26 protein-coding genes and 2 tRNA genes are annotated in these 24,704 nt (G+C 69.2%); 12 read left to right on the top strand and 16 right to left on the bottom strand.

The window, feature by feature from the left end:
- The first annotated feature begins 38 nt into the window (after window positions 1–38).
- The 9 genes from ABC337_RS11795 to asd all read left to right on the top strand — a co-directional run bounded on the left by ABC337_RS11795 (window position 39) and on the right by asd (window position 6,624).
- Window positions 39–842: a thymidylate synthase gene (locus tag ABC337_RS11795; protein WP_412883787.1), complete on the top strand. Its 804-nt coding sequence runs from the start codon at window positions 39–41 to the stop codon at window positions 840–842.
- Window positions 839–1,450 carry a dihydrofolate reductase gene (locus ABC337_RS11790; RefSeq protein ID WP_412883788.1) on the top strand — a complete coding sequence of 204 codons (612 nt, stop codon included), beginning with the start codon at window positions 839–841 and terminating at the stop codon, window positions 1,448–1,450. The genes ABC337_RS11795 and ABC337_RS11790 overlap by 4 nt, the downstream gene beginning before the upstream one ends.
- Entirely contained in the window at window positions 1,450–1,665 is a 216-nt protein-coding gene (locus ABC337_RS11785; protein WP_290255970.1) for an NF038396 family protein, read from the top strand. The genes ABC337_RS11790 and ABC337_RS11785 overlap by 1 nt, the downstream gene beginning before the upstream one ends.
- 197 nt (window positions 1,666–1,862) lie before the next feature.
- The gene (locus ABC337_RS11780; protein ID WP_412893229.1) at window positions 1,863–2,942 is read left to right on the top strand and encodes a WXG100 family type VII secretion target; all 1,080 of its coding nucleotides are present in this window, start codon (window positions 1,863–1,865) and stop codon (window positions 2,940–2,942) included.
- Between the two features lie 14 nt (window positions 2,943–2,956).
- On the top strand, window positions 2,957–3,610 hold the full coding sequence (locus ABC337_RS11775; RefSeq protein WP_412883790.1) for a hypothetical protein: 654 nt from the start codon (window positions 2,957–2,959) through the stop codon (window positions 3,608–3,610).
- Entirely contained in the window at window positions 3,597–3,998 is a 402-nt protein-coding gene (locus ABC337_RS11770) for a hypothetical protein (RefSeq protein ID WP_412883791.1), read from the top strand. Before ABC337_RS11775 ends, ABC337_RS11770 begins: the two co-directional genes overlap by 14 nt.
- A 260-nt stretch (window positions 3,999–4,258) precedes the next feature.
- Window positions 4,259–4,699: a hypothetical protein gene (locus ABC337_RS11765; protein ID WP_412883792.1), complete on the top strand. Its 441-nt coding sequence runs from the start codon at window positions 4,259–4,261 to the stop codon at window positions 4,697–4,699.
- Between the two features lie 492 nt (window positions 4,700–5,191).
- Entirely contained in the window at window positions 5,192–5,389 is a 198-nt protein-coding gene (locus tag ABC337_RS11760) for a hypothetical protein (protein WP_412883793.1), read from the top strand.
- A gap of 92 nt (window positions 5,390–5,481) precedes the next feature.
- Window positions 5,482–6,624, top strand: coding sequence for an aspartate-semialdehyde dehydrogenase (gene asd, locus ABC337_RS11755; RefSeq protein ID WP_412883794.1), 1,143 nt, complete (start codon window positions 5,482–5,484; stop codon window positions 6,622–6,624).
- A 9-nt stretch (window positions 6,625–6,633) separates the two neighbouring features.
- On the opposite strand, the gene ABC337_RS11750 is transcribed toward asd, so the two are convergent.
- Entirely contained in the window at window positions 6,634–7,758 is a 1,125-nt protein-coding gene (locus ABC337_RS11750) for a winged helix DNA-binding domain-containing protein (RefSeq protein WP_412883795.1), read from the bottom strand.
- Between the two features lie 99 nt (window positions 7,759–7,857).
- Here ABC337_RS11750 and ABC337_RS11745 point away from each other — a divergent pair, with 99 nt between their 5' ends.
- Window positions 7,858–8,340, top strand: a complete 483-nt coding sequence (locus ABC337_RS11745; protein WP_412883796.1) for a hypothetical protein — start codon at window positions 7,858–7,860, stop codon at window positions 8,338–8,340.
- Between the two features lie 42 nt (window positions 8,341–8,382).
- Entirely contained in the window at window positions 8,383–8,871 is a 489-nt protein-coding gene (locus ABC337_RS11740; RefSeq protein ID WP_412883797.1) for a hypothetical protein, read from the top strand.
- Here ABC337_RS11740 and ABC337_RS11735 read toward each other — a convergent pair.
- From ABC337_RS11735 to ABC337_RS11695, 9 genes are all read right to left on the bottom strand, one after another.
- Window positions 8,868–9,935, bottom strand: a complete 1,068-nt coding sequence (locus tag ABC337_RS11735) for a UDP-N-acetylmuramate dehydrogenase (protein WP_412883798.1) — start codon at window positions 9,933–9,935, stop codon at window positions 8,868–8,870. The genes ABC337_RS11740 and ABC337_RS11735 overlap by 4 nt on opposite strands.
- A 112-nt stretch (window positions 9,936–10,047) precedes the next feature.
- Entirely contained in the window at window positions 10,048–11,325 is a 1,278-nt protein-coding gene (locus tag ABC337_RS11730) for an MFS transporter (RefSeq protein ID WP_412883799.1), read from the bottom strand.
- Between the two features lie 15 nt (window positions 11,326–11,340).
- The gene (locus ABC337_RS11725) at window positions 11,341–11,778 is read right to left on the bottom strand and encodes a MaoC family dehydratase (RefSeq protein WP_412883800.1); all 438 of its coding nucleotides are present in this window, start codon (window positions 11,776–11,778) and stop codon (window positions 11,341–11,343) included.
- A gap of 2 nt (window positions 11,779–11,780) precedes the next feature.
- Window positions 11,781–12,260, bottom strand: a complete 480-nt coding sequence (locus ABC337_RS11720) for an FAS1-like dehydratase domain-containing protein (RefSeq protein ID WP_412883801.1) — start codon at window positions 12,258–12,260, stop codon at window positions 11,781–11,783.
- A 19-nt stretch (window positions 12,261–12,279) separates the two neighbouring features.
- Window positions 12,280–12,504 (bottom strand): DUF3188 domain-containing protein, encoded by a 225-nt coding sequence (locus tag ABC337_RS11715; protein WP_412883802.1) that lies wholly within the window; start codon window positions 12,502–12,504, stop codon window positions 12,280–12,282.
- 70 nt (window positions 12,505–12,574) lie between these two features.
- Entirely contained in the window at window positions 12,575–13,495 is a 921-nt protein-coding gene (locus ABC337_RS11710; RefSeq protein WP_412883803.1) for a DUF2797 domain-containing protein, read from the bottom strand.
- A gap of 26 nt (window positions 13,496–13,521) precedes the next feature.
- Entirely contained in the window at window positions 13,522–14,385 is an 864-nt protein-coding gene (locus ABC337_RS11705) for an HpcH/HpaI aldolase/citrate lyase family protein (protein WP_290255983.1), read from the bottom strand.
- A gap of 146 nt (window positions 14,386–14,531) precedes the next feature.
- Window positions 14,532–15,446 (bottom strand): aldo/keto reductase, encoded by a 915-nt coding sequence (locus tag ABC337_RS11700; RefSeq protein ID WP_487247084.1) that lies wholly within the window; start codon window positions 15,444–15,446, stop codon window positions 14,532–14,534.
- Between the two features lie 77 nt (window positions 15,447–15,523).
- A complete protein-coding gene (locus ABC337_RS11695; protein ID WP_412883804.1) occupies window positions 15,524–17,230 on the bottom strand; it encodes a glycoside hydrolase family 13 protein in 1,707 nt (568 codons plus the stop codon).
- Window positions 17,231–17,314: 84 nt separating this feature from the next.
- Here ABC337_RS11695 and ABC337_RS11690 point away from each other — a divergent pair, with 84 nt between their 5' ends.
- Window positions 17,315–18,538 carry an ROK family protein gene (locus ABC337_RS11690; RefSeq protein WP_412883805.1) on the top strand — a complete coding sequence of 408 codons (1,224 nt, stop codon included), beginning with the start codon at window positions 17,315–17,317 and terminating at the stop codon, window positions 18,536–18,538.
- Between the two features lie 9 nt (window positions 18,539–18,547).
- Here the strand turns inward: ABC337_RS11690 and ABC337_RS11685 are convergent, their stop codons facing one another.
- From ABC337_RS11685 to ABC337_RS11660, 6 genes are all read right to left on the bottom strand, one after another.
- The gene (locus ABC337_RS11685; RefSeq protein ID WP_412883806.1) at window positions 18,548–20,119 is read right to left on the bottom strand and encodes a Na+/H+ antiporter; all 1,572 of its coding nucleotides are present in this window, start codon (window positions 20,117–20,119) and stop codon (window positions 18,548–18,550) included.
- A gap of 127 nt (window positions 20,120–20,246) precedes the next feature.
- Window positions 20,247–20,906 carry an NAD(P)H-binding protein gene (locus ABC337_RS11680; RefSeq protein WP_412883807.1) on the bottom strand — a complete coding sequence of 220 codons (660 nt, stop codon included), beginning with the start codon at window positions 20,904–20,906 and terminating at the stop codon, window positions 20,247–20,249.
- 158 nt (window positions 20,907–21,064) lie between these two features.
- Window positions 21,065–21,138, bottom strand: a tRNA-Met gene (locus ABC337_RS11675).
- 61 nt (window positions 21,139–21,199) lie between these two features.
- A tRNA-Thr gene (locus ABC337_RS11670) sits at window positions 21,200–21,271 on the bottom strand.
- Between the two features lie 255 nt (window positions 21,272–21,526).
- Window positions 21,527–23,539, bottom strand: a complete 2,013-nt coding sequence (locus tag ABC337_RS11665) for a DEAD/DEAH box helicase (RefSeq protein WP_412883808.1) — start codon at window positions 23,537–23,539, stop codon at window positions 21,527–21,529.
- A gap of 440 nt (window positions 23,540–23,979) precedes the next feature.
- Window positions 23,980–24,633: an MOSC domain-containing protein gene (locus ABC337_RS11660; RefSeq protein ID WP_412883809.1), complete on the bottom strand. Its 654-nt coding sequence runs from the start codon at window positions 24,631–24,633 to the stop codon at window positions 23,980–23,982.
- Between the last annotated feature and the right edge of the window lie 71 nt (window positions 24,634–24,704).

Genomic DNA, 24,704 nt, shown 5'->3' with positions numbered 1-24,704 from the left:
CCTCCGGGTTCCGGTCAGTAGGTCAGTAGACTGGTGGGGTGAGCATCCCAACGCCCTACGAAGACCTGCTTCGCGACGTCCTGGAGCACGGCACCCACAAATCCGACCGCACGGGGACGGGCACCAGCAGCGTCTTCGGCCGCCAGCTGCGCTTCGACCTGGCCGACAGCTTCCCGCTGATCACTACCAAACGCGTGCACTTCAAGTCGATCGCCGCCGAACTGCTCTGGTTCCTGCGCGGCGACAGCAATGTGAAGTGGTTGCAGGAGCAGGGCGTCACCATCTGGAACGAATGGGCCGACGCCGACGGCGAGCTGGGCCCGGTTTACGGCGTGCAGTGGCGGTCCTGGCCCACGCCCGACGGCGGCCACATCGACCAGATCGCCGAGCTGATCGAGAACCTCAAGAGCAACCCGGACTCCCGCCGGCACATCGTCTCGGCCTGGAACGTCTCCGAACTCAAGAACATGGCACTGCCGCCCTGCCACGCGTTCTTCCAGTTCTACGTGGCCGACGGCAAGCTCTCCTGCCAGCTGTACCAGCGTTCGGCGGACCTCTTCCTCGGTGTCCCGTTCAACATCGCCTCCTACGCCCTGCTGGCCCTGATGGTCGCCCAGCAGACCGGGCTGGAACCCGGTGAGTTCGTCTGGACCGGCGGGGACGTGCACATCTACGACAACCACGTGGACCAGGTCCGCACCCAGCTGGAACGCGAACCATACGAGTACCCGGCGCTGAAGCTCACCCGAACCCCGGCGTCGATCTTCGACTACACCCTTGAGGACTTCGAGGTGGTCGGCTACCGGCACCACCCCACGATCAAGGCCCCGATCGCCGTATGAGCACCGATCCCCAGCAGGGCAACACGGCGGCCGCCCCCGCAGAGCCCGGCGGCTTCACCGACCAGTTGCACGGCAGCCTCACCGGCCTGGGCCTGGTGTGGGCACAGACAAGCACCGGAGTGATCGGCCAGGACGGCACCATGCCGTGGGAGCTGCCCGAGGACATGCGGCACTTCAGCCGGCTCACCGCCGGACACCCGGTCATCATGGGGCGGAAGACCTGGCAGTCCTTCCCAGCGAAGTTCCGCCCGCTTCCGGGCCGGGCCAACATCGTCATCACCCGGCAGGACGGCTGGGGCGACACCCCCGAGGCGGAGGGCGCCCTGGCCGTGGCATCCCTCGATGAGGCGCTCTTGGAGTCCCAGTTCGCGCCCGGCCCGGAGATGGTCTGGGTGATCGGCGGCGGGGAGATCTACGCGCAGGCTCTGGACCTGGCGGACGTCGCCGTCGTCACCACTATCGATACCGCCGCCGAAGGCGACACCTTCGCCCCCGAGCTCGGCTACGAGTGGCGCACCGATGCCACGTACCCGGCCGACGGCTGGCTCACCGCCGCCAACGGCACCCGCTACCGGATCACCCTCTGGCGCCGTACGGAGGCCAAATAATGCTGCGCAAACCCGAAACCCTGTTCGTCCTGGGCTACATGCTCCTGCCCCTGCTGGCGCTGCTGTCCGCGATCGTCGGACTGACCATGATCCTGGGCGGCAACAAGATCGCCGGGGCGATCGTGCTGGTGATCGTCACCCAGGTGTTCGCCTTCGGCGCCATGTTCGCGCTGCGGCGGCGCAAGAGCGCCCTGCTGGCCGACGACGGCGAGTAGCGGCCGACGTCTTCCCTCTCTTCGCCCCGGCGGACCCGGATGGGGAGAGCACCCCATCGCGGGCTGCCGGCAACCGGGTTAGATTGGGGCGGTCCGGTTCACGGGTCCCCTCGCTGAGGTGGACGGCGGCCGGTGGAATACGTGGGAGTGCGGCAACGGCACAGTAGGCTCGTGCCCGACAAAGGGGGATGTACATCGTGGCAGGTAACGTGTGGGGCGCCGACGTCGCCCAGCTGCGCATGCTGGCGCAAAGCTTCGGGCAGACCTCGGAGACGCTGCTGCAGCAGTCGACGGCCCTGACGGCGGCGATCAACAACAACACGTCGTGGAAGGGCGCGGACAGCGCGCGGTTCACCTCGGAGTGGAACGGCAGCCACCGCGCCCTGATCCAGCAGACCGCCCGGGCACTCAAGCAGCAGTCCAAGCAGCTCCTGACGCAGGCCGACGAGCAGGAGAAGGCCAGTAACGCCAAGGCCGGGTCCGGCGGCGGGCCGCTGGGTCCGCTCGGCCATGGCGCCGGTGCATGGGCTGTGGAAGGCGGCGGCGCGGCCGCCGGGGGCGTTGCCACGATCAGGTCCATCATGGGGATCCAGAAGAACATCAAGGCTCCCCTCACTCTGGCCAAACACCTCGGGCAGTATGGCTGGGTGCTCAAGAACGAGCGGGATGCACTGTCCAAGGCGTTCTTTACCAGCGGTCGTCACCGGGTGGGCGGCCCCGGATTCACCGCCCGCAACCTCTTGCGAAGTGATCCTCTCAAGAAGCTGCTCACGAAATCGACGGAGTCAAGCAAGACGATCGGCCTGATCGACAAGGCCTCGGACATCGCATCGCTCAAGGACCTTAACAAGCACCTCCCCGGGCTGTCACGATTGGCGCCGCTGCTAGAAGAGCGGCAACTCTTTGGGGCTGGCAAAAGCTGGGACTGGCTAGGGAAATCCGGCCTGTCCCGAACTCTCGGCTGGGCCGGGGTCGGATTCAATGCCGTGGACACGGTCAAGAACTTCTCGGAAGGCAAACTCCTGGACGGCGCCGCCAGCCTGGGCAAAACGATGCTCGGTGTCGGATGCTTCATGCCACCACCAGCGGGGACCATCTGCCAGGTGGCCAGCGTGGGCGTAGCCATTTACGAGAATTGGGACACCATTACCAGCGTGGGCAAGAACGTCGGCGAAGGCATCGCCAATGCCGTCAAGGATCCCGGGAAGTTCGTCAGCGATGCCGCTGACAGGGTCACAGATGCTGGCAAGTCCGTGGCACACTTCTTCGGCTTTTAGATTAGGAGAACTACATGACAGTCCAGGACGAAACCGCCTACGAGCCCCGGCTCGGCGTCGATGTCGTCGGGTTCGGCGTTGGCGAAATCGCCTACCTGCTTGACGTTTTCGAGGGACCGGCCCGTGACCGTTCCGTCAGCGTCTTCCGGGCTGAAGAGATGGTGGACGACGTCACTCTGGCGACCGCCGGCGCCTCCTCACTGCTGGCACGGGATATGGCCACGGTCGATGAAGAGGGAGACCTCGGCGTGACCGGTGTCGCCGCCGCCGTCGCGGCTGCCTTTGGCCAGGCGACCCGCTGGACGGAGGTGTCCCTCCTGGCACCCGAGTCGATGGACAACGTGCTGCTCATCGAGGCCCCCGACATCGCGCTGATGCTCCAGCCCCGACTGCTGGGCACATGGTTCGCGTTCGCGCAGGACCCGGCCATCACATCTGCGGAAGCGACACTGCGCTTGGTCCGGCAACACGCTCAGGACAACCCCGGAGGCTCCGCCTATTTCGTTTTCAAGACCCTTGAGGAAGAAACCCACCTGCTGGTGCGCAGGGAGGGCGACTTCTGGACGACCGGCGTTCCCGACTTCGCCACTGATCAGGTCGAGGAAACTGAAGGCGTGGACGATGCCGCCCTGCTGCGGGCCATCGAGGAGCGCCGTGGCGAGGCGTAGCAGGGACGTCCCGCAGGATCCGGGATATGTTCCGCCCGAGCCTCCGGAGAGCCGGGTTCGGCACCGGCTGGGAGATAACGGTGAGGTTGTCGCTTACACCGACGAAGAATATGGCGTACGCAAAGACGACGGGCTGGGCGTCATCAAGCCGGTCAATAGCGCCAACGGCATTCTTTTCCTGGCTATCCTGCTGACGATCGGAATGGGTGGGCTGGTCTACTTCGTCGTCCAGGTCATCAGACAGGACGCCTGGCACATCGCTGGCGAGGTCTGGTGGGTCTTTCCCGCCTGCATCTTCCCCTTCACCGCTGCCTGGTTCAACTACTTTAAGGAACGCAAAGCCGAAAAGCTTCGCAAGGCCCGCAACCTGCCCCGGCCAGTGGAATAGCGTGACGGAGGATCCGCATGCGCGTCTGTCGCCGTCCCGAAATGATGACAATGCGGAGCCGGGCGCGGAACACCCATGAAGCGCCGTCCGGCCGAGAACGGCTGCGTCGTCCCTTACGCCGATAAGGAGTTCGGGGTCCGCAAGGGCCACGGCCTCGTAGTCGTCATGCCCATGAACTCCCCCGGCGGGCGCAGTTGTCCTCTGCAGGGTGCTGACAACCGTCATTTTGGCCATCTCCGCACCAAGAGTCAGGACGAACAGTGAGCTTCGATCGCGAGCGCGAACGCGAACGCGAACGCGAACGCGAACGCCGCAACGATGACGTCTATGCCGAGCACAAGGAGGCACTCGTACGGGGTGAAAAGCGCGTGCTGCGGAAGACGGACAGCGGCGAACTGCACAGCTACCCCGCCGACGAAATCGGGTTCTCCCCCGGCCGTGGCCAAGCGCAGGTCAGGTCCTGGTGGGGTATGGGCATTCTCACCGCGGTGATGGGCCTGCTGGTGGTTCTTTCCTTGGTGATACTGCTGAGCCCCGTGGGCCGTGGCGAGCAGCCGTTCTGGGCTGCACTGCTCCTAACGGCGCTCGGAGGTTATGGGGCCTGGTACATCTTCGGCATGGCAAGGGGCGAATACAACGCCAAAAGGCTGCGGACAGAGCGGCGGGCACCCGAGCCGGGCGCCGGGCACGTTCCTCGGTAGTAGTTGTGGTCGGCGTCGGGCTCCTGATCGACCACAAAGTGACGAATTGGGCGCAATTGATCATCGGCTTTACGGTCGTCCTTTTCCTCGTGCCCACTTCATGGACGTACTACCTCAAGGAACGCAGGGCGGCGCGCCTTCGACGTGCCAGGGGCAAGACGCTTGAGCACCCCACACGCCGCTCAAGCGTGCGCGACTAGCCAGCATCTGCCCCAGCCGAACTTCTTCAATGCACGCCCCGGGACGCCGGGAATAGGACCAATGAAGGAGAACCATGCCGAATGACGATACCGACCGCCGGCATGACGACGAGGCTCGCGCCCGGCACGAACGTGCCGTGGCCGCCGGAGAAGAACGGCTCCTGACCAGGACATTGGACCGCGGCCGGCTGCACTCCTACGCCCCGGACGAGATCGGCTTTGCCCCGCCGGATCGGGGCCGATCGTCACCACGGCGTTCGGGATGGTCGTCCTGGCGGCCGTTTTCGCAGCCGTGACCGTATTCTCTGTCGTCCTCGTGGCAGCCCCGACCTCGCAGGGCGAAAGCCCGATGTGGGGTGCGCTCGTGCTGACTGTGGTTGGCGCCGCGGGAGTGCTCTACGCCGTCCGGCTCGCCGTCTCCGAGTTCAAGGCCCGGCGCATCTGCCGCGAGCGTGGACTTCCGGAGCCCAGCCCGCGCCAACTGGACTAACAGGGAGCTTGCGCTCAGGGGTAACCGCCATCGCACACTGGCTGTGGCGTAACCGACTGCGGCTCCGGCGGCGCGAAGTCTAAACTGGCCCAATGACTACAGCAGCTTCCCCGACCGTCGGACTGGTCGGATGGCGCGGCATGGTCGGCTCCGTCCTGATGCAGCGCATGCAGGACGAGGGCGACTTCGCCGCCATCAACCCGGTCTTCTTCTCCACCTCCAACGCGGGCGGTGCAGCCCCGGACATCGCTGGTGCCGCGTCCGGCGCGGCCGGGAAGCTGGAGGACGCCTACGACGTCGAGACCCTCGCGAAGCTGCCGATCATCGTCACCGCCCAGGGCGGCGACTACACCAAGCAGGTCCACGGCGAACTGCGCGGCCGCGGCTGGGACGGCCTCTGGATCGACGCCGCCTCCACCCTGCGGATGAGCGAAAACTCGATCATCGTCCTGGACCCGATCAACCGCGACGTCATCGACGCCGGCCTGGACGGCGGGGTCAAGGACTTCATCGGCGGAAACTGCACCGTCTCCTGCATGCTCATGGGCCTGGGCGGGCTGTTCACCAACGGCCTGGTCGAGTGGGGAACCTCCATGACCTACCAGGCGGCCTCCGGCGGCGGCGCCCGGCACATGCGCGAACTGCTCAGCCAGTTCGGCACGCTCAATGCCGAGGTCAGCACGGAACTGGACGACCCGGCGTCGGCCATCCTCGAGATCGACCGCAAGGTCCTGGCCCACCAGCGCACCGACATTGACGCTACCCAGTTCGGCGTGCCGCTGGCCGGCTCGTTGATCCCCTGGATCGATGCGGACCTGGGCAACGGCCAGTCCAAGGAAGAATGGAAGGCCGGCGTGGAGACCAACAAGATCCTTGGCACCTCCGTCGCGGACCGGGTGATCATGGACGGCCTCTGTGTCCGGATCGGCGCCATGCGCTCCCACTCACAGGCCTTGACCCTGAAGCTCCGCGAGGATCTCTCCGTTGCCGAGATCGAGAAGCTGCTGGACGCAGACAACGAGTGGGCCACCGTGGTGCCCAACACCAAGGAAGCGTCCATGGCTGACCTGACCCCCGTGGCGGCGTCCGGCACGCTGAACATCCCGGTGGGACGGATCCGCAAGCTGGAGATGGGCCCCGAGTACATCAGCGCCTTCACCGTGGGTGACCAGCTCCTCTGGGGCGCAGCCGAGCCGCTGCGCCGCATGCTCAAGATCGCCACCGGCACGCTCTGACGCCCGGGGCTATAGCCCCAGGAACCGCCGGTACTCCGCGGCCCGCAGCTCGAACGATTGTCGGGCGGCGGGCCGCAGTCCGTCCCGGCCCTCGAAGGGTTCTGCGACGACGTCGACGCCCTGGTTCCCGCCGGCGCCCCGGCCGCGGCGCGCCGTGGCGCTCCACGTCCCGACCACCTGCCCGCCGGCGACGATGGTCTTCTTGAAGACACCGTTGCTGCCCGGCACGATCTTGTCAGCGTGGTCGGCCGGGAGGACTACGGACCGGTCCGTGTAGCCGAGGACGAATTCGTCGAATCCCGGCAGCGCCAGCACGGAGCGGCCGCCGGGAACACCCTCGGCCAGCAGCGCCGCGGTTTCCGGGGCCAGCCAGTAGCGATTCCCCTCGAACTCCAGCTCCGCCAGTTGGTCCCGGATCTGCGCCAGCGCGGCGCGGGTCTCGGTGAGCGGAATCCCGGACCACCAGGCGAAGTCCCGTTCGGTGGCCGGGCCGTGGCTGAGCAGGTAGCGCAGCAGCCATTCGGCCGTCCCCTCCGCCCGATCCAGGGTCCGCGACGCCGTGATCCAGTCATCGAAGGCGACCACCAGCTGCTGGTTGCCCGCAAGCGGCCCCAGGACCAGCAGGCGCAGCTGGCAGAGGGCCGCGAGCAGGTGGATACCGCGCTGCCCTGCCGGAGACTGGCCCGCCTGGTCAAACGCCTCGAACAGCTCCGCCCGGCTGACCGCGGCACCGCCGGCCACCCGTTGCAGCGCGGCGTCGGCGGCGGCGTCGATGTCCGCGCTGGTGATGTCCAGTTGCCGGTGCCGGGCGCCCAGGCTTCGGAGGAGCCGGCCGGAGGTGATCTGCAGGATCCAGCCCAGGTCCTCGGGAGCGAGCAGGTGAAGGGTCCCGCGCACCGGCCAGGACCGGACCACTTCGCCGCGGTCCAAGGCGTCGCGCACGTCGGCCAGGGCAGCCCCGGGGACCCGCACGCCCACGGCCCAGAGTGCGGCCGGCAGGTCCTGGGCCTGCATCGCCGTCATGGTCCGTACCGCCTCCGGAACCGACGCGAAGCCCGCCCCGACCAGTCCCTGCGACACGAGCCGGAGCCGCCCCAGCAAAGGACGGGTCAGGCGCGGACCGGTGCGTTCCATGGCACCATCCTAGGACCGCCTTCCGGCCGCCCGCGGGAACCCGCGGAACCCCCGGATCCCTCCCAGCGTCCGCCCAGCCGGAGTCCTTAAACTGGATCAATGACATTGGGAGACGTGTGGCCCCGGCTGCGGCCGCTGTGCCGGAGGCTGGCCCTGCTGGGCTGGGTCGCCAGCGCGGTGGGCATGGCCGCGGGACTCGCCGTCGCCATCGCCAGCGGCACCCGCCTCTCTCCCCTGATGACGACGTTCCAGACCGTCTCCGTGGCCGCCATGGCCGTCGCCGTCGTAAGCTTCGCGACCGCCGCCACCCTGCAGCCCCGGCGGACCCCCAGGGAGCAGGAGCGCCGGGACCTGGAGCTGGACCCGGGCGCCGCGTTCCCTGCCACGGTGCAGAGCCTGCTGCTGGGGTCCCTGGCCCTGCTGGCCGGAGCGGTGGCCTTCGCATGCGCCGGGCTGATGCTGCGCAGCGGCCCGAGCGTGCAGTCCGTGGCCTTCTGCCAGGTGTTCCTTCTGGGCGCGGCCGCCTCCGGCTTCACGTTCATGCTCTTCACCAAGGTGGTCCCGCGGCGGGGACGCAACTAGTCCGCTGCTGACGTGGCCCGGCCCCTCCCGTAGGCTGGCACGATGACTGTGGGGAGTTTACTTGGCGGGGTGGGACGCGCCCGCCTCTGGTGGCTGTCGCTGGCGAGCCTTGCCGTCGCCGCAGGAACCGCCGCGACGGCGGGAGCCCTGGGCCAGGAGGCGACCGGCCGCGACCCGGAGCCCTATCTCATCTGGGGAATCCTGGGGTTGGCCGGCGGGTACGCCTCACTCTCGGCCGGAGGCCAGGCTGTCACTGCGGCGCCCGGGAAGGTCAGGCTGCTGCGCGGCTGGCGTGAGCATCCCGGATCGGTCCGGGTGCTGGTGGTGCTGACCGCCCTGGGCACGGCGGCATCCATCACAGCCATGGCGCTGGGTCTGAACCATGTTTTCGGCGGGATACGGGCGAGCACACTTTCCGCGGCCGTCTATTACCCCACCATGGCGCTGGCGGGCTGGGCGCACGCGCTGGCGGCGTCGGCTCTGAAGACCCGCGCACGGCAGGAAGACCCCGCCCCGGATACCCTCCGCTAGAGTTCGACGCCGATTAGCAGTGGTTCTGGGTGCAGCTCGATGCCGAACCGGTCGGCGACCCCCCGGCGCACCTCGCGGGCGATGGCCAGCACATCATCGGTGCTGGCGCCGCCGCGGTTGGTGATGGCGAGGGTGTGCTTAGTGGACAGGGATGCCCTGCCGCCGGACACGCTGCCCGGTTCCAGGCCGAACCCCTTGCCGAAGCCGGCCCGGTCGATCAGCCACGCTGCGGAAAGCTTGACCATGCCTTCGGCGCCCGCGGGGAACCGGGGCGCATCGGCCGGCAGCCGGTCAGCGGTCCCGGCCGGCACGATCGGGTTGGTGAAGAAGGACCCGGTGGAATAGGTATCGCGGTCCTCGGCGTCCCAGACCATGCCCTTGGAGGAACGCAACCGCAACACCTCGCGGCGGACATCGTTGGAATATGCCCGCTGGCCGACCTCCACGCCGAGGGCCCGGGCCAGCTCGGCGTAGCGGATGGGGGCGCTCATGCGTCCCAACGGAAGCTGGAATTCGACCGTGAGGACCACGTAGCGGGGCGAACCAGCGACGGTGGTCTGCTTCAGGATCGAGTCGCGGTAGCCGAACTTCAGTTCGGAATTGGTGAAGGTCTGCACGGCGTTCCGCTGCCGGTCCCAAGTGCGGACCGTAGCGATGGTCTGGGACACGTCAGCCCCGTAGGCGCCGACATTCTGGACCGGGGTGCCGCCGGTGGCGCCGGGGATGCCGGAGAGCGCCTCGATGCCCGACCACGCGTGCCTGACGGCGTGTTCCACCATCGCGTCCCAGTTGTGACCGGCCTGGACCACGACGGCGACGCCGCCGCAGGAGTCCTCGGCGTTGACGGTGAACCCTTGGGAAGCGATCTTCACCACCGTGCCGGCGAACCCGGCGTCGGCAACCAGGAGGTTCGAGCCGCCGCCGAGGATCAGCACCGGCTCCCCCGCGGCGTCGGCGGTGCGGACGGCGTCGATAATCTCCGCCTCGGTCCGGGCCTCCACATAGCGGGCGGCGGGACCGCCGACGCCGGCGGTGGTCAGGGAGGAAAGCAGAGTCTGGGTCACCCCTCCAGCCTAGCCGCGTTCGGCGGCGCCTCCGAAAGCGTGGGCGGCCGCCGGGGAAGGCAGGCCGGCACCCGGGTGGGTATGCGGCCTGGCACCGGACAACGGACCATCGTCAGGCGGTCTTGCGCGCCACCGGCGAGAGCAGGAAACTGACCACCAGCATCACCATCACGGCCAGCAAGGAGTGCAGGATTCCCACGTGCTCGGCCAGCAGTCCCAGCAGCGGCGGTCCGCAGAGGAACGCGCCGTAGCCGATGGTGGACACCACGGAAACCCGGGCCGCGGCGCGCACGGGATCGTCGGCCGCGGCGGACATCCCCACCGGGAAGCCCAGGGACGCGCCGAGTCCCCAAAACGCGAGGGCCACATAGGCCAGCCACGGCACCGGGGCGAAGACGAACAGGGCGAGGCCGCCGACGGCCAGCGCGGCGCACCAGCGCATCACCGGGACCCTGCCGAAGCGGTCCAGCGCCACGGTTCCGGCGAACCGGCCCACGGTCATGAAGGTGACGAACAATCCGTACCCGGCGGCCCCGGCGGCCTGGGTCTGGCCGTGGCCGTCGGCCAGCGCCAGTGCCACCCAGTCCCCCGCAGCCCCTTCGGCGAGGGCCAGGCCGAGGACCAGCACGCCCAGCAGCAGGGTCCTGCGGTCGCGCCAGGCCTGCGCGATCTGGCGTTTGTTGTCCAGGGGTATGGCCTGATCCTGGGTGGCCTGGCTGATCACAGGGATGGGCCCGGTGGACGGGTCCTCGAAGGTATCGGGGCCGGAGGGGGTGAAGGGTTCCTCGGCGGCCACCGGGGTGACGTCGGCGCGGAACCAGGTGGCGGCCGTGGCCACGGATCCGGCGACGACGGCGCCGACGACGGCCAGGTGCCAGGCGACCGGGATCCCGGCGCCGGCGGCCCACGCTCCGGCGCCTGCCCCGGCGACGGTTCCGAGGCTGAAGGCGCCGTGCAGGCGCGGCATGATGTGCCGGCGCACCGCCCGCTCGACGGCGGCCCCCTCGACGTTGGAGGCGGTGTTCCAGCTGGCAGTACCCAGGCCCACCACCACTAGCCCGGCCGCGACCGCGAGCGGGTTGACCAAAACGGAGGTGCCGATCCCGGCGATCACCAGCCCGATGCCGACCATGATGCTGCCGATCCGGATGGTCTGCTTGGACCCGAAGTGCAGCACGATCAGCCCGGACGCGGACACGGAGACGAAGGACCCCAGCGTCATGCAGAGCAAGAGCAGGCCCACGGTGCCCGGGGTCAGGTCCAGCCCGTCACGGATGGCGGGGATGCGGGACACCCAGCTGGCGAAGGCGACGCCGCTGAAGGCGTAGGCCGCGACTACTGCGTTGCGCCACCGGGTGATCTCGGTGGCCTGCGGGGTTCCGACCGTCACGGCAGCGCCATCGGGTCAGGCCACCTTGACGACGGCCTGGGCCTTCATCAGGACCTTCTGGCCGCCCGAGACTACGGTGAGGTCCACGCGTGCGGTGCCCGCGTCGGCGTCGAGCGCGCCGATGACGGCACCGACCTCGATCACGGCGCCGGCGTCGGGCGTTCCGGTGGTGTCCGCAACGGGGACCGGCTTGCTGAAGCGGGTCTGGAAGTCGACGACGGCGGCGGGGTCGCCGGCCCAGTCGGTGACGAGCTGGACGACTGCGCCCATGGTGAACATGCCGTGCGCGATAACGCCGGGCAGTCCGACGCCGGTGGCGAAGGCCTCGTTCCAGTGGATGGGATTGAAGTCTCCGGAGGCGCCGGCGTACTTGACCAGGTCCGTGCGGGTGACCTCGATGGTGCGGCTGCCGAGGTCCTGGCCGACGGTGAGTTCTGTGAAGGTGGGGCTCATGGTTACTGTCCCTCTCCGCGGACCAGGATGGACGAGGTGGTGGTGGCGACCGGGACGCGCTGTCCGGCGTCGGCTCCGGCGTCGCCGCCGGTGACGGCGAAGATTTCGGCGCGGGTGGTGATCATGGCCCCTCCGCCCATGGCGCGGACGCCGTCGACGTGCAGTTCGGCGACGAGCCGGTCCCCTGCGGTGATGGGGCGGTGGTGGACGAAGCGCTGGTCCGCGTGGACCACGCGGGAAAAGTCGATGCCGGAAGCCGGGTCCGCGATCAGCTGGGCGTCGGCGCGCTGGGCGACGATGATGGCGAAGGTGGGCGGTGCCACCAGGTCCGCGTGGCCCAGCGACCGTGCGGCCTCGACGTCGAAGTGGGCGGGGTGGGTGGCCTTGACGGCGCGCGCGAATTCGCGGATCTTTTCCCGGCCGACGTCGTACACCTCTGCGGCAGGGTAGCTGCGGCCCTGCAGGTCCGGATTAATAGTCATGAGTCCAGCCTAGCGGCCGCTAACGCTGGAGTTTTTTGCGGATCGCCTGGCCGCGGACCACCATGCCGGCGATGTGCAGGATGAGGCCGGCGCCGATCACGCCGAGGGCGGTGAACGACAGCGGCTGGTTGCCGGTGGAGTTGCCGATCAGGGTGAGGATGATGCCGGCGGCGATCAGTCCCATGGCTCCGAATACGAGCACCTTGTAGCGGGTCGGCGCGGTGGCCCAGAATTCGTTCAGCACCCTGCCATTCTACGGGGCCGGTCCGGGCGGCCCGCGCCGGCGTGGAAGCTCCGGTGTGGAAGCCACAGGCTCAGAAGAGCGGCTCCTGGACCGCCGGCACCTCGGAGCGGTGCTCTCCGGTTTCCAGCCGGCGGCCCTTCAGGTCTCCGAGGTTGACGACGAACTCCGGCCCGTTGTCTGTCAGGCCGGCCAGGGCGATGCCGCCGCTCAGGGACCGGATGGTGAAGCCGTGGGCGTCGGCGGCGAGGGGGTGCGGGTACGGATGCCGGGGGCTTCGGCCGCAGGCCAGGTCCGCCAAGGCCGGCCGGGTCCAGCGTTCGTCCACCGCCTCGTACCCGTCGCCGCCGGCCACGGCCAGCAGCGCCCGGGCCCGTTGAGCTGCCTCGGCGGTGCGGGCCTCGATCTCGGCCGCGGGGCGCGGATCGGCCAGGCCTGCGGCCTTGGCGGCGGACCGGATCTGCTGGGGCAGGCCGGCATCCCGGGTGATCAGGTCCTCGAGCAGCCGGACGATCCGGCCGTCGTCTGCCCGGGCGATGTACCGCGCCGCCACGGCGCCCTGTTCGGCGAGCCGGTGCCATTTCCGCAGCGCGGAGGCCGTGCCCACCTTGGTGGCGCCGTGGGCGAAGGTGGCGACGTACAGCCAGTGCGGCTGCATCAGGTACGCCCGCAGGCCAATCGGGACGCGGCCACCGCGGTGGAAGTCGTGGATCAGGCGGGAATCATCCGCCGCGAAGCAGGGGCCGCACTGGTTCCCGCGTTCTGCGTGGGCGTTCCGTGGGCAGGGGATGTGGTCCCGCTCGGCCGGGCCGTGCACCCTGTGGTGGCCCAGGCAGTGTTTGCCGGGGACGGAGATCCGGAACCCGAGCCGGGTTCCGGCGTCGAGCCCCACGTCCCGGAAGCCGCCCGCGGCGTCCTGGACGCGCAGGGCGGCGCGGGGGTTCTCCGGTTGATCCCAAAAGACCCCGTGAACCAGCTCGTTGGCCTGGATCACGGGGTCTCCTGACGGGTCGGGCGCGGCTACAGGGCCGGCTGCACCCCAAAGGCTACCGCGAGCTTCATGATCTTCTCGGCGCGGCCCAGGCGCGGCAGGTCGGAGCCGTCGCGGATGACGCGGCCGTTGGCCTCGAAGTCGGCCATGAAGTCGGTGGCCCAGGCGACGTCCGATGGCGTCGGGCTGATGACCTCGTTGATGACGTGGGTCTGGTCAATGGCCAGGCACAGCTTGCCGGTCATGCCCATCATCACGGTGATGCCGGTCTGCTCGCGCAGGATCGGGTGGTTGGTGCCCACCGTGGGGCCGTCGATGGGGCCGGGCAGGTTGCCGACGCGGCTGGCGACGACGAGCTTGGCGCGCGGGTAGGCCATGGCCTCCGGGGTGGCGGCCATGCCGGTGTCGCGGCGGAAGTCACCGGAGCCAAAGGCGAGGCGGAACGCGCCCTGGGCCTTGGCGATGTGGTTGGCTTCCTCGATGCCGACGGCGGATTCAACCAGCGGGATGACGGGGGTCTTGCCGTCCATGCGGTGGAAGCTCTCGGTGACCTGGTCCGCGGACTCGGTCTTGGCCAGCATCACGCCGAGCAGGCCGGGGGTGCCGCGGAGGCCGGCGAGGTCGTCGGCCCAGAAAGGGCTGGTGGCGTCGTTGATCCGGACCCAGGCGTTGCCGCCCGCGGTCAGCCAGTCGACGACATGCTGCCGGGCCTGATCCTTCTGGGAGGGGTCCACCGCGTCTTCGATGTCCAGGATGATCGCGTCGGCGCGGGACTCCGAGGATTCGGTGAACAGCTCCGGCTTCATGGCGTTGACCAGCAGCCAGGAGCGGGCGATCTCGGCCGGGACATTGCGTTGGGGCCGGACAATCCCGGCGGTGGTCGTAGAGGTCATGCCTCTACGCTAGCCGCCCGGAACGTCCGGCCGCCAAGTAATACCCCTGTTCCGGGCGACCATTACGACCAAAATCACGTTCCGTTCGCCCGCGGGCCGGCAGGCAAAGCCTGTAACGGCCTCGCCTGCCGGCCCGGTGGGGTCGGTTAGGGGATGTTGCTGCCGCGGGCGGTGATCCAGAGCCGGTACCACTCCGGCCGGGTCATGGCCGCGGCCACGTCCGCCGCACCGGCGCAGGCGCGGATCCGCTCAGGGTTGGCACTGCCGATCACCGGGGAGATGCCGGCCGGATGCTTCATCAGCCAGCCGAGCACCACGGCTTCGCCGGTGGTGTCCTTCTCCGCCGCCATCGCGGCGACGAGGTCCGCCGTCGCGCTTGCGGCGGCATCCCCACCACCCGCCGCCCCGGTATACCGGCCCTGGGCAAGCGCCCCGTAAGCCTGCAGCCCGATGCCACGACGGACGCAGTGCTCCACGGTGCCGTGCGGGAAGCTGTAGTCCGTCCCGTCGGCGTGGTTCACCAGGACCGTGCTCTCCAGCCAGGCCCGCGCCGCCAGGCTCATCTCCAACTGGTTGGCCACGACGGGTGCCTCCAGCCGGTCCTGCAGCAGGTCGATCTGCGCCGCGGACATGTTGGACACGCCAACCGCGCGGACCTTGCCCTCGGCCATGAGCCGGCCGACGGCGGAGGCCACCTCGGCCGGATCCAGCAGGGGATCCGGCCGGTGCAGCATCAGCACGTCCACGTAGTCCGTCTTGAGCCGGGCCAGGCTGCCGTTGACCCGGTCCAGGATGGACTCGCCGCTCAGGTCGTAGTAGGCGTCGAGTCCGTTCTCGCCCAGCCGGATCCCGCACTTGGTCTGCAGCCGGATCTTCTCGCGCAGGCCCGGGGTCCGCGCCAGCACCTCGCCGAACACCGCCTCGGCCTTGCCGCTGCGGTAGATGTCGGCATGGTCGAACAGGGTGATCCCGGACTCCAGGGCGGCATCAACCGCGGCCGCCGCCTGATCGACGTCGGCGGAGGTGTACGGCTCCGCCGACAAGCTGCCGCCCAGGCCCATGCAGCCATAAATCAGTTCCTGGACAGGGCTCAGTCCCTGGAACGGTTCCTGAGCGGGAATCACTTCCTGAACGGGACTCACCGCAGCCAGACGGTGGTGTTGCCGGGCAGCCGGCCGCCGTCGAGGGGTCCGCTGCTGATCAGCACCTCACCGGCGGGCAGGTCGACGGCGTCGGAGCCGAAGTTCGTCACCGACTGCCAGCCGTCGTGCCGGCGGAAGTGCAGGACACCCGCGTCGGCGTTCTCCACCCATTCCAGGTCCTCGGAGGCCTGCAGCTCGCGGCGGAGCTTAAGGGCCTTGCGGTAGAACTCCAGGGTCGAGCCCTCCTGGCCGTCCTGGGCGGCGACGGCGTAGCGGCCGAACCACTCAGGCTGGGGCAGGTGGGCACGGCCGGCGCCGAAGCCGAAGGAGCTGCCCCCGGTTTCCCAGGGCAGCGGGACACGGCAGCCGTCGCGGCCGATCTCGACGCCCTTGTTGCGGAAGAACGTGGGGTCCTGGCGCTCGGAGTCCGGGATTTCGCCGACTTCCTGAAGGCCCAGTTCCTCACCCTGGTACAGGTAGGCAGAGCCGGGCAGCGCCAGCATCAGCAGCGTGGCGGCCCGGGCGCGGCGCAGGCCGAGTTCGATGTCGAGTTCCTCGGCGGGGGCGCCGGCGAGGAGCCAGCCCTTGCCGTCCTGGCCCTTGGCGTGATTGCCGCCTCCCTGCGGGAGGCCGTAGCGCGTGGCGTGCCGGACGACGTCGTGGTTGGAGAACACCCACGTGGACGAGGCACCGGACTCGGTGGCCTCGGCGAGGTTGCGAGTGATGATCTCCCGGAACTCGTCCGCGTCGAAGTCGGCCTGCAGCAGGTCGAAGTTGAACGCCTGGCCCAGGCCCTGCGGGCTGGCGTAGCGGGCGCGGCGGCTCGCGTGGACCCAGGCTTCGGCGACGGCGGTGCGCGGCGGGTTGTATTCGTTGAAGACTTCGCGCCACTCGACGTAGATCTCGTGCACCTCGTCGCGGTCCCAGAACGGGTGCGAGCCGTCGATGAAGCCGTCGGTGCCGGTGTTGGCCTCGCTGAGCTCCAGCTTGGAGAGCAGCGGCTCGGTCAGGTCCTTGGTCAGGGCGTGCGCGACGTCGACGCGGAAGCCGTCCACGCCTCGGTCGGACCAGAAGCGCAGGGTCTTCAGGAAGTCGTCCCGGATCTCGCGGTTGGACCAGTTCAGGTCCGGCTGTTCCTTGGCGAAGATGTGCATGTACCACTGGCCCGGGGTGCCGTCGGGCTCGGTGATGCGCTCCCAGGCGGGGCCGCCGAAGACGGACTCCCAGTCCGAGGGCGGGATCTCGCCGTTCTCGCCCTTGCCGTCGCGGAAAATGTAGCGTTCCCGGGCGTCCGAGCCGCGCGGGGACGCGAGGGCCTCCTTAAACCATTCGTGCCGGTTGGACGAGTGGTTCGGGACGATGTCCGCGATCAGCTTGATCCCGGCGGCGTGCAGTGCGGCGGACATCTCGTCGAAGTCGGCGAGGGTGCCGAGCTTGGGATCGACGTCGCGGTAGTCGTCGACGTCGTAGCCGCCGTCGGCGAGGGCGGACGGGTAGAACGGGGAGAGCCAGACGGCGTCAATGCCGAGGGCCTTCAAGTAGGGGACCTTGGCGGTGATGCCCTTGATGTCACCGATGCCGTCGCCGTTGGAGTCGGAGAAGCTGCGCGGGTAGATCTGGTAAACGGACGCCTGGCGCCACCAGTTCGGGTCGGCGGCGGCGTCGGATCCGGACAGGGTGGCCAGCGTGGCGGTGTTCGACAAGTGAAGTCCTTTTGAGAGCCGGGGTCTGATACTTTGGACAGCATATTTTAGATAGAAACTAAATCTATTACCGCTCAATTATGGGTGGCACGTCACAGGGAGGTCAAGATTCCGCAGCCGCACACCGCCGGTACGCCGCAGTCCCTCCGCCGGGTCAACGCCCAGGCGGTGCTCGCCGCCGCCCGCACCACGGACGTGGCCACCGGCACCGGGCTGATGGCAGCCACCGGACTCACCCGTGCCACCGTGATCGCCGTCTGCGAGGATCTGGTCGGGAGCGGCTGGCTGAGGGAGCTGGACCCCCCTGCCCGCGACGGCGCCTCCCCCTCCGCCGACGCCGGCAAACCGCGGAAGGGCAGGCCCGCGCGGCGCTTCGAGCTGAATGCCCGCGCCGGCGTCGTCCTCGGTGTCGACATCGGCGCGGCCACCACGACGGCGGCCGTCGCGGACCTGCGCGGCACAGTCCTCGGCCGGGCCAGTGCGGCCTTCCGGGCCACAGACATCCCGGCGGAGGAGCGCGTCAGCGTGGTGGACCGGGCCTGCCTGGACGCACTCCGGGAGGCCGGCGAGACCCCGGAGAAGGTGCTGGCGGTGACGGCCGGTATCGCCGCCCCGGTCGACCGGGAGGGTGCCGTTCTTGCCGCCCAGCATTTCTGGACCCTGTTCGATGTCGGGCTCCGCTCCGCCCTCCACAAACGGCACTGCTGGCCGGTGCGGCTGGAGAACGACGCCAATCTCGCGGCCCTGGGCGAACGCTGGCGCGGAACCGGCGCAGGGGTGGCCGACCTGGTGGTGCTGCTGGCCAGTGAGCGCCTCGGCGCGGGGGTTCTGGAATCGGGCCGGCTGCTGCATGGCCGGGCGGGCGGCGCCGGGGAGATGGGATTCCTCTCGCTGGTGGAAGGCGTGGGCTCCAGCGCGGGCATCGCGAGCCTGGCCCGGACGTGGCAGGCGGAGGCCGGGGGGCCCACCGGCGGCGGTCCGGCAGGGGCCCGGAGGGTGTTCGCAGACGCCGCGGCCGGGGACGCCGCCGCTCTGGAGATCCTCGACCGCCTCGCCGAGCGGATGGCGCGGGTGATTGCCGCGATCGCCAGCTTCATCAACCCCGAGCAGGTGGTGATCGGCGGCGCCGTCGCCGATTCAGCCGGCGCACTGTTGCCCGGCATCACCGCTGCCCTGCCGGCTCTGACCGCTACTCCCCCGCGCGTGACCGTGTCCACGCTGGGGGATGCGATCGTGACGGTCGGCGCCGTCCGGCACGCCCTGGACTACGTCGAGGCGAACGCCCTGGACCTGCAGCTGACTCCGTAGCGGCCGCGCCTACTCCGGCATGGTCATGGTGCGCAGGTCCAGCTGCCGCAGCACGCGGTCCGCCACCTCGGGGTCCATGTCCGGTTCGCTCCGGGCGGCCACGACCTCCTGGCGGGCCGCGTCCAGGGCGATGGTCTGTACCGCGATCGCCAGCTCCCGGCCGCGCTTGCGCTTGTCCCCCAGGCTCTCGTTGTGCAGGCTGCCGTCGAGCAGCTCGGCGTGCAGGCGGGTCATCTTCTCCTTGACCAGCGCCACTTTCTCCGGTGGCAGCTCCTTCATCAGCTGGTGGTCCTTCAGGGCGGCGACGGCGGCCTGCTGGGCGCGGGCGGCCAGCAGGCGGGCGGCATCCCGCTCCACGGACCCGTCCTCGGAGGCCTTCAGCACGCGCATCAGCCAGGGCAGCGTCAGCCCCGGAAGCACCAGGGTGGCCAGCAGCACGGCGCAGGCGATGACCAGCAGCTCGCTGCGGGCCGGGAACGGTGAGCCGTCCTCCAGGGTCAGCGGCAGCGCGAGGGCCAGTGCCAGGGTGGCCAGCCCGCGCATGCCGCACCAGGTGAGGATCAGCACCTCCTTGGCGGAAGTGGGCCGGAGCGTGTTCTTGCTGCTGCGGGCCAGCCCGGACATCAGGGCCAGCCAGCCGAAGCGGACGGCGAAGACCAGGACGCAGATGACCGCCGCGGTGCCGACCATGCCGAGGACGGCAGAGCCCTCGTCATGGATGACCTGCCGGATTTCCAGGCCCACTAGCCCGAACGCCAGGCCCGTGACAAGCAGTTCCACCACATCCCAGAACGCGGTGCGGGTGATCCGCTCGGCGGCGTCCTGCGGCCGAGCGTGGCGCTGCACCTCGAGGGCGGTGACGACGACGGCGATGACGCCCGAAGCGTGCAGCTCCTCGGCGAGGATGTAGGCGGCGAACGGCACCACCAGGGTGACGGCGCTGCGGGCCACCATAGACTGCACCAGCCGGGTGATGAGGCCGGTGAGCCAACCCATGGCGATCCCGACGCCCACGGCCAGGGCCGCGCCGAGCGCGAACTGGAGGACGACGTCGGGCCCCAGCTTGGTGCCCGAAACGGACGCGGCGACGGCGGCCTGGAAGATGACGATGGCCGCCGCGTCGTTGAAGAGGCCCTCGCTTTGCAGCACGGTGATCAGCCGGCGGGGCATGTGGACCCGGCCGGCGATGGAATCCACGGCCACGGGGTCCGGGGGTGCCACCATGGCCCCGAGGGCGATGGCGGCGGGGATGCCGATGCTCGGAATCATCAGCCATGCGGCACCGGCCACGACGGCGGTGGAGACCACCACCAGGGCGACGGCGAGCATGAGCAGGGTGCGCCAGCGGACCCGGAAGACGGCCCAGGAGCTGCGTTGCGCTGTGGCGAAGAGCAGCGGCGGGAGGAAGACCGGCAGGATCAGCTCCGGGGAGATGTCCACCTCCGGGAAGCCGGGGATGAAGGTCAGCCCCACCGCCAGGATCAGCATCAGCACCGGGTAAGGCAGCCGGAGCCGGTCCCCCAGACCCACGGCCACGACGGTGGCCAGTAGAAGTCCAATAATGAGGGCCAAAAGGTCCATGTGCTCACTTTCCCCGGGGTGACTGTTGCAGGCCCCTCGGCGGAGCCGTCATTTCGGCGCGGCCGGGAGCCCCTACCACCCTACCCGGGGGCGCGCAGGCGCCCCCGGGTACGGGGAGCGGGAGGACCTAGACCAGGGACTTCAAGGCGTCCGCCACGGGAGTCGACCCGTCACGGAATTCGATGGTGTGCCCCGCGGTCTTCGGCTCGGCCAGCACGGCGGCCGCGACCAGCGCAACGTTGGCGCGGGCGGTGTCGGTGCCGTCCGAGGTGTCGGCCGGGTTGGCCTCGATCAGTCCGTTGCCCTCGCCGTCGGTCAACGAGCCCGGACCCAGGATGGTCCAGTCCAGGCCGCTCTGGCGCAGGTGGGCGTCGGCCGCCGCCTTGGCCTCGGCGTAGGCGTAGAAGCTGTTGTCCTCGGGGACGCCATGGTCGGGCCCGGCGCCGAGGTAGGAGACCATGACGTAGCGGCGCACGCCGGCCTGGTTTGCGGCGTCCATGGAGCGAATGGCCGCGTCACGGTCGACGGCGTAGGTGCGTTCCGGGCTTCCGCCGCCGGCTCCGGCGGACCAGACGACGGAGTCGTGGCCGTCCAGCGCCGCGGCGATCTCCGCCGTCGTCGAGCTTTCCACGTCCAGCACCAGCGGGGTGGCGCCGGTAGCGGCGACGTCGTCCCGGTGCTCGGGGTTGCGGATGACCGAGGTTACCTCGGCCCCGTCCTTGGTGAGGTTCCCGGATAGTTTCAAGGCCACTTTGCCGTGGCCGCCGATGATCGCAATTTTCGTCATCGTTCCATTCTGTCCCACCCAGACGACCACCGCACCCGTTGCGCTATCACTTCGGGCAGCTAACCGGCCCGGATAGGCCCCGGAAGTGATGGCGCAACGCCCGGAGGCGGGAAACAGAAAACCCCCGGATGCTTTCGCAGTTCCGGGGGCCTTATCTGTAGCGGTGGGGAGGCTCGATCTCCCGACCTCACGATTATGAGTCGTGCGCTCTAACCAACTGAGCTACACCGCCACGAATGAGAAAAACCTGCGTCAAGCCGGTCAAAACCGCCTTGACGCAGGCCCTCATTCAGAGCCCCCCACCGGAATCGATCCGGTGACCTCGTTCTTACCAAGAACGCGCTCTACCACTGAGCTAGGGGGGCAACGAGTAAATACTCTACCGGAAGATTCCGCTCCCAACAAATCGACGCAGCCGTCGGCCCATTACCCCCAAAATCCGCACCAGGACGCGGATGCGGCACCACCCGAAGCCCCCGAAACAACGACGGCGGGACCCCCCCGGCCCGGATGTGACGAATGCTACTTCGCTCCCGGACCAGGTCCAAGTGGAGCGACAAAAAAGGACGGACCGGCTCGCGATGAGCCGGCCCGTCCGGGTGGTGCTTAGCTACAGGTGGTTACCACTTGTTGCGGGGCTTGAAGCCGCCCTCGGTCCGCGGCTTGCGGTCGCCGAAGCTGCGCTCGGAACGGTCGCTGTAAGAGCGGCCGCCACGGTCAGCGGAGGAACGCTCGCCGCCGTCGTTCTTGCGGAACTCGCGCTTGAAGCCGCCGCTGCCCTTGAAGTTGCCGCTGCCGCCGGAGTAGCCGCCACGGCCGCCGTGGCCGGCGCCGCGGTCCCCGGAGGGCTTCCGGCCGTTGTCCAGCTCCAGGTGGATCAGCTCGCCGCCGATGCGGGTGCGGGACAGCGCCTTCAGCTGCTCGGGGCTGAGGTCCGCCGGGAGCTCCACGAGGGAGTGGTCCGAGCGGATGTCAATGCCGCCGATCTGGGCGGAGGAGATGCCGCCCTCGTTGGCGATGGCACCCACGATGGAGCCGGGCATGACGCGCTGGCGGCGTCCGACGGCGATCCGGTAGGTGGCGTTGCCCTCGGTCAGCGCGCGGGTCGGGCCGCGGGAGCCGAAGCCGTCCTTGGCGCGTTCGCGCTTCTGGTACTCGGGAGCGGCCGGGAGTTCCTTGACCAGCAGCGGCTGTCCACCCTGGGCCATGACGGCCAGGGCGGCGGCGATCTCCGCCGCGGGAACGCCGTGCTCTTCCTCGTAGGAGGCGATCAGGTCACGGAACGCGGCGACGTCCTCGGACTCGAGGGTCTCGGTGATCTTGTCCGCGAACTTGCCCAGGCGGAGGGTGTTGACCGTCTCGGCGGTGGGCAGGTGCATCTGCTCCACCGGCTGGCGGGTGGCCTTCTCGATCGACCGCAGCAGGTACTTCTCGCGCGGCGTCATGAACAGGATTGCCTCGCCGGAGCGGCCGGCGCGGCCGGTACGGCCAATCCGGTGCACGTAGGACTCGGTGTCGTGCGGGATGTCGTAGTTGATGACGTGGCTGATGCGCTCGACGTCGAGGCCGCGGGCGGCGACGTCGGTGGCGACCAGGATGTCGATCCGGCCTTCCTTGAGCGCGTCGACGGTGCGTTCGCGCTGCTGCTGCGGGATGTCGCCGTTGATGGCGGCAGCCTGGAAGCCGCGGGCGCGGAGCTTGTCGGCGAGGTCCTCGGTGGCCATCTTGGTGCGCACGAAGGCAATGACGCCGTCGAACTCTTCAACCTCGAGGATGCGGGTCATGGCATCGAGCTTGTGCGGGCCCATGACCTGCAGGTAGCGCTGACGGGTGTTGGCGCCGGTGGTGGTCTTGGACTTGACCTGCACCTCGGCCGGGTTGTTCAGGTACTGCTTGGACATCCGGCGGATCTGGCCGGGCATCGTGGCGGAGAACAGGGCAACCTGGCGTCCCTCGGGGGTCTGCTGGAAGATCTGCTCCACGTCATCGGCGAAGCCCATGCGCAGCATCTCGTCGGCCTCGTCCAGCACCAGGTACTGGAGTTCGGACAGGTCCAGGGAGCCCTTGGCGATGTGGTCGATCACGCGGCCGGGGGTACCGACAACAACCTGGGCGCCGCGGCGCAGGCCGGCCAGCTGCGGGCCGTAGGCGGAGCCGCCGTAGACGGGCAGGACGGTGAAGTCGTCGATGTGCTTGGCGTAGGAGGTGAAGGCCTCGGCAACCTGAAGTGCGAGCTCGCGGGTCGGGGCAAGCACCAGGGCCTGGGTCTTGCGGGACGGGCCGTTCAGGTCGTGCAGTTCGGCGAGCCGGGACAGTGCCGGCACCGCGAAGGCTGCGGTCTTGCCGGTGCCGGTCTGGGCGAGGCCCACGACGTCGCGGCCCTCGAGCAGCAGCGGGATGGTGGCCGCCTGGATCGGGGACGGCTTCTCGTAGCCGACGTCCTGCAGGGCGGCGAGGACGCGGCCGTCGATGCCGAGGTCGACGAACTTGACGCCCTCTTCTTCCTGGCCGGCGTTCTCAGCGGGCTGCTCGGCCGGAGTCCCGGCGTCAGCGGTTTCGGTGGTCTCGACGTCGTTCAAACCGGTCGCGGTGGCGGTCTCGGTGTCGACGGAGTGGTCCTGATTTTCGGGCATAGGTGAATCTTCCTCATCCATAGGGGCCAAGCGGCACAACCCGAGGTGAGCGGAGCCGCAGAACGCGTGACGCACTAACGCCGGGCATCCTTTGACCGGCCGGTCACAGAAGTCCGGCGCTTTCGCAATCCCTGGCAGGACTTCACGCTGCATCTCTTGGCTGCTATCCCAGCAGTCTGTACAGCGTTTTCTTTAGCCGGCTCTCCCTATGAAAATGCCCGCTCACAATGGCGGGCCCCAACACTTACCAGTCCTGCCTCAAAAATTGGGCAGGAATTAGGGATTTCCGGAGTGGGGGATGTTTCAAGTGTAGGCCATGGCCCCGCACAGGCGCCAACGGAGAACGACGACGACGTCGGTGAGCTTGCGCACACCGGCCGGCGCGGGGCCGGAGCCCAGGCCTGTTCAGGCGCTGCGCAGGGCCACGGCTACGACCCGCTTCAGGCCATGCGGCCGGCCTGCAGCTTCTCGAACATCCGGTGGTATTCGGGCTGCAGCCGGATGGAACCGTCCGCTTCGGCGTCGCGCAGGGCATCCGCGTCCTCCACGGTGGGGTCCGAGAACCACTTGCCGACCGTGACGCCATGCGCCGGGACGTAGAGCCGGTGGATGTGGTCCCCCGCCTGGATGGTGCCGGGCTTGACCACGCGCAGGTAGGTTCCCACCCGGCCGGCCTCGGTGAAGCGCTTGACCCAGTGCGGCTCCCCCACCCGGCGCTGGAACGTGCTGCACGGAACGCGGGGCGAGGTGACCTCCACCTCCAGGTCCAGCCCGATCCGCCAGCGTTCGCCGATCACCGCGCCCGTCGCGGACAGGCCCGCGACGCGCAGGTTCTCGCCGAAGTACCCCGGCGGGATGTCCCGGCCCAGTTCCTCCGCCCAGTAGTCGGCATCGTCCTGCGAATAGGCGTAGAGCGCCTGGTCCTCGCCGCCGTGGTCCAGCCGGTCGGCCTGCACGTCGCCGCGCAGTCCCAGCCGGTGGACCTTGACCGGGCCCTGGACCGGACGCTTGTCGATGGCGGTGACGCCCAGCCGTCCCTCATCGCTGAGCAACTGGTGCACTACGCAGACGGCAAGCACGGATGCGGTTTCCATGGCACCAGTGTAGGCCGGTGCGGGGACAGCGCGGCCGGGTTTTTGGGCGGTCGAATCCGCTGCGGACCGGC

The sequence above is a fragment of the Arthrobacter phoenicis genome (assembly GCF_047238215.1).
Taxonomy (GTDB): Bacteria; Actinomycetota; Actinomycetes; order Actinomycetales; family Micrococcaceae; genus Arthrobacter.
The sequence above is the reverse complement of the archived record's forward strand: the minus strand, read 5'-3'. Positions and strand labels throughout refer to the sequence as shown.

What these genes read in the sequence shown, in the direction of transcription:
- ABC337_RS11680 (WP_412883807.1), bottom strand. Translation starts at nt 20,906, where the DNA reads ATGACGAAAATTGCGATCATCGGCGGCCACGGCAAAGTGGCCTTGAAA.
- ABC337_RS11660 (WP_412883809.1), bottom strand. Translation starts at nt 24,633, where the DNA reads ATGGAAACCGCATCCGTGCTTGCCGTCTGCGTAGTGCACCAGTTGCTC.
- ABC337_RS11740 (WP_412883797.1), top strand. Translation starts at nt 8,383, where the DNA reads ATGACTGTGGGGAGTTTACTTGGCGGGGTGGGACGCGCCCGCCTCTGG.
- ABC337_RS11785 (WP_290255970.1), top strand. Translation starts at nt 1,450, where the DNA reads ATGCTGCGCAAACCCGAAACCCTGTTCGTCCTGGGCTACATGCTCCTG.
- ABC337_RS11790 (WP_412883788.1), top strand. Translation starts at nt 839, where the DNA reads ATGAGCACCGATCCCCAGCAGGGCAACACGGCGGCCGCCCCCGCAGAG.
- ABC337_RS11720 (WP_412883801.1), bottom strand. Translation starts at nt 12,260, where the DNA reads ATGACTATTAATCCGGACCTGCAGGGCCGCAGCTACCCTGCCGCAGAG.
- asd (WP_412883794.1), top strand. Translation starts at nt 5,482, where the DNA reads ATGACTACAGCAGCTTCCCCGACCGTCGGACTGGTCGGATGGCGCGGC.
- ABC337_RS11705 (WP_290255983.1), bottom strand. Translation starts at nt 14,385, where the DNA reads ATGACCTCTACGACCACCGCCGGGATTGTCCGGCCCCAACGCAATGTC.
- ABC337_RS11700 (WP_487247084.1), bottom strand. Translation starts at nt 15,446, where the DNA reads ATGGGCCTGGGCGGCAGCTTGTCGGCGGAGCCGTACACCTCCGCCGAC.
- ABC337_RS11665 (WP_412883808.1), bottom strand. Translation starts at nt 23,539, where the DNA reads ATGCCCGAAAATCAGGACCACTCCGTCGACACCGAGACCGCCACCGCG.
- ABC337_RS11685 (WP_412883806.1), bottom strand. Translation starts at nt 20,119, where the DNA reads ATGGACCTTTTGGCCCTCATTATTGGACTTCTACTGGCCACCGTCGTG.
- ABC337_RS11750 (WP_412883795.1), bottom strand. Translation starts at nt 7,758, where the DNA reads ATGGAACGCACCGGTCCGCGCCTGACCCGTCCTTTGCTGGGGCGGCTC.
- ABC337_RS11725 (WP_412883800.1), bottom strand. Translation starts at nt 11,778, where the DNA reads ATGAGCCCCACCTTCACAGAACTCACCGTCGGCCAGGACCTCGGCAGC.
- ABC337_RS11775 (WP_412883790.1), top strand. Translation starts at nt 2,957, where the DNA reads ATGACAGTCCAGGACGAAACCGCCTACGAGCCCCGGCTCGGCGTCGAT.
- ABC337_RS11745 (WP_412883796.1), top strand. Translation starts at nt 7,858, where the DNA reads ATGACATTGGGAGACGTGTGGCCCCGGCTGCGGCCGCTGTGCCGGAGG.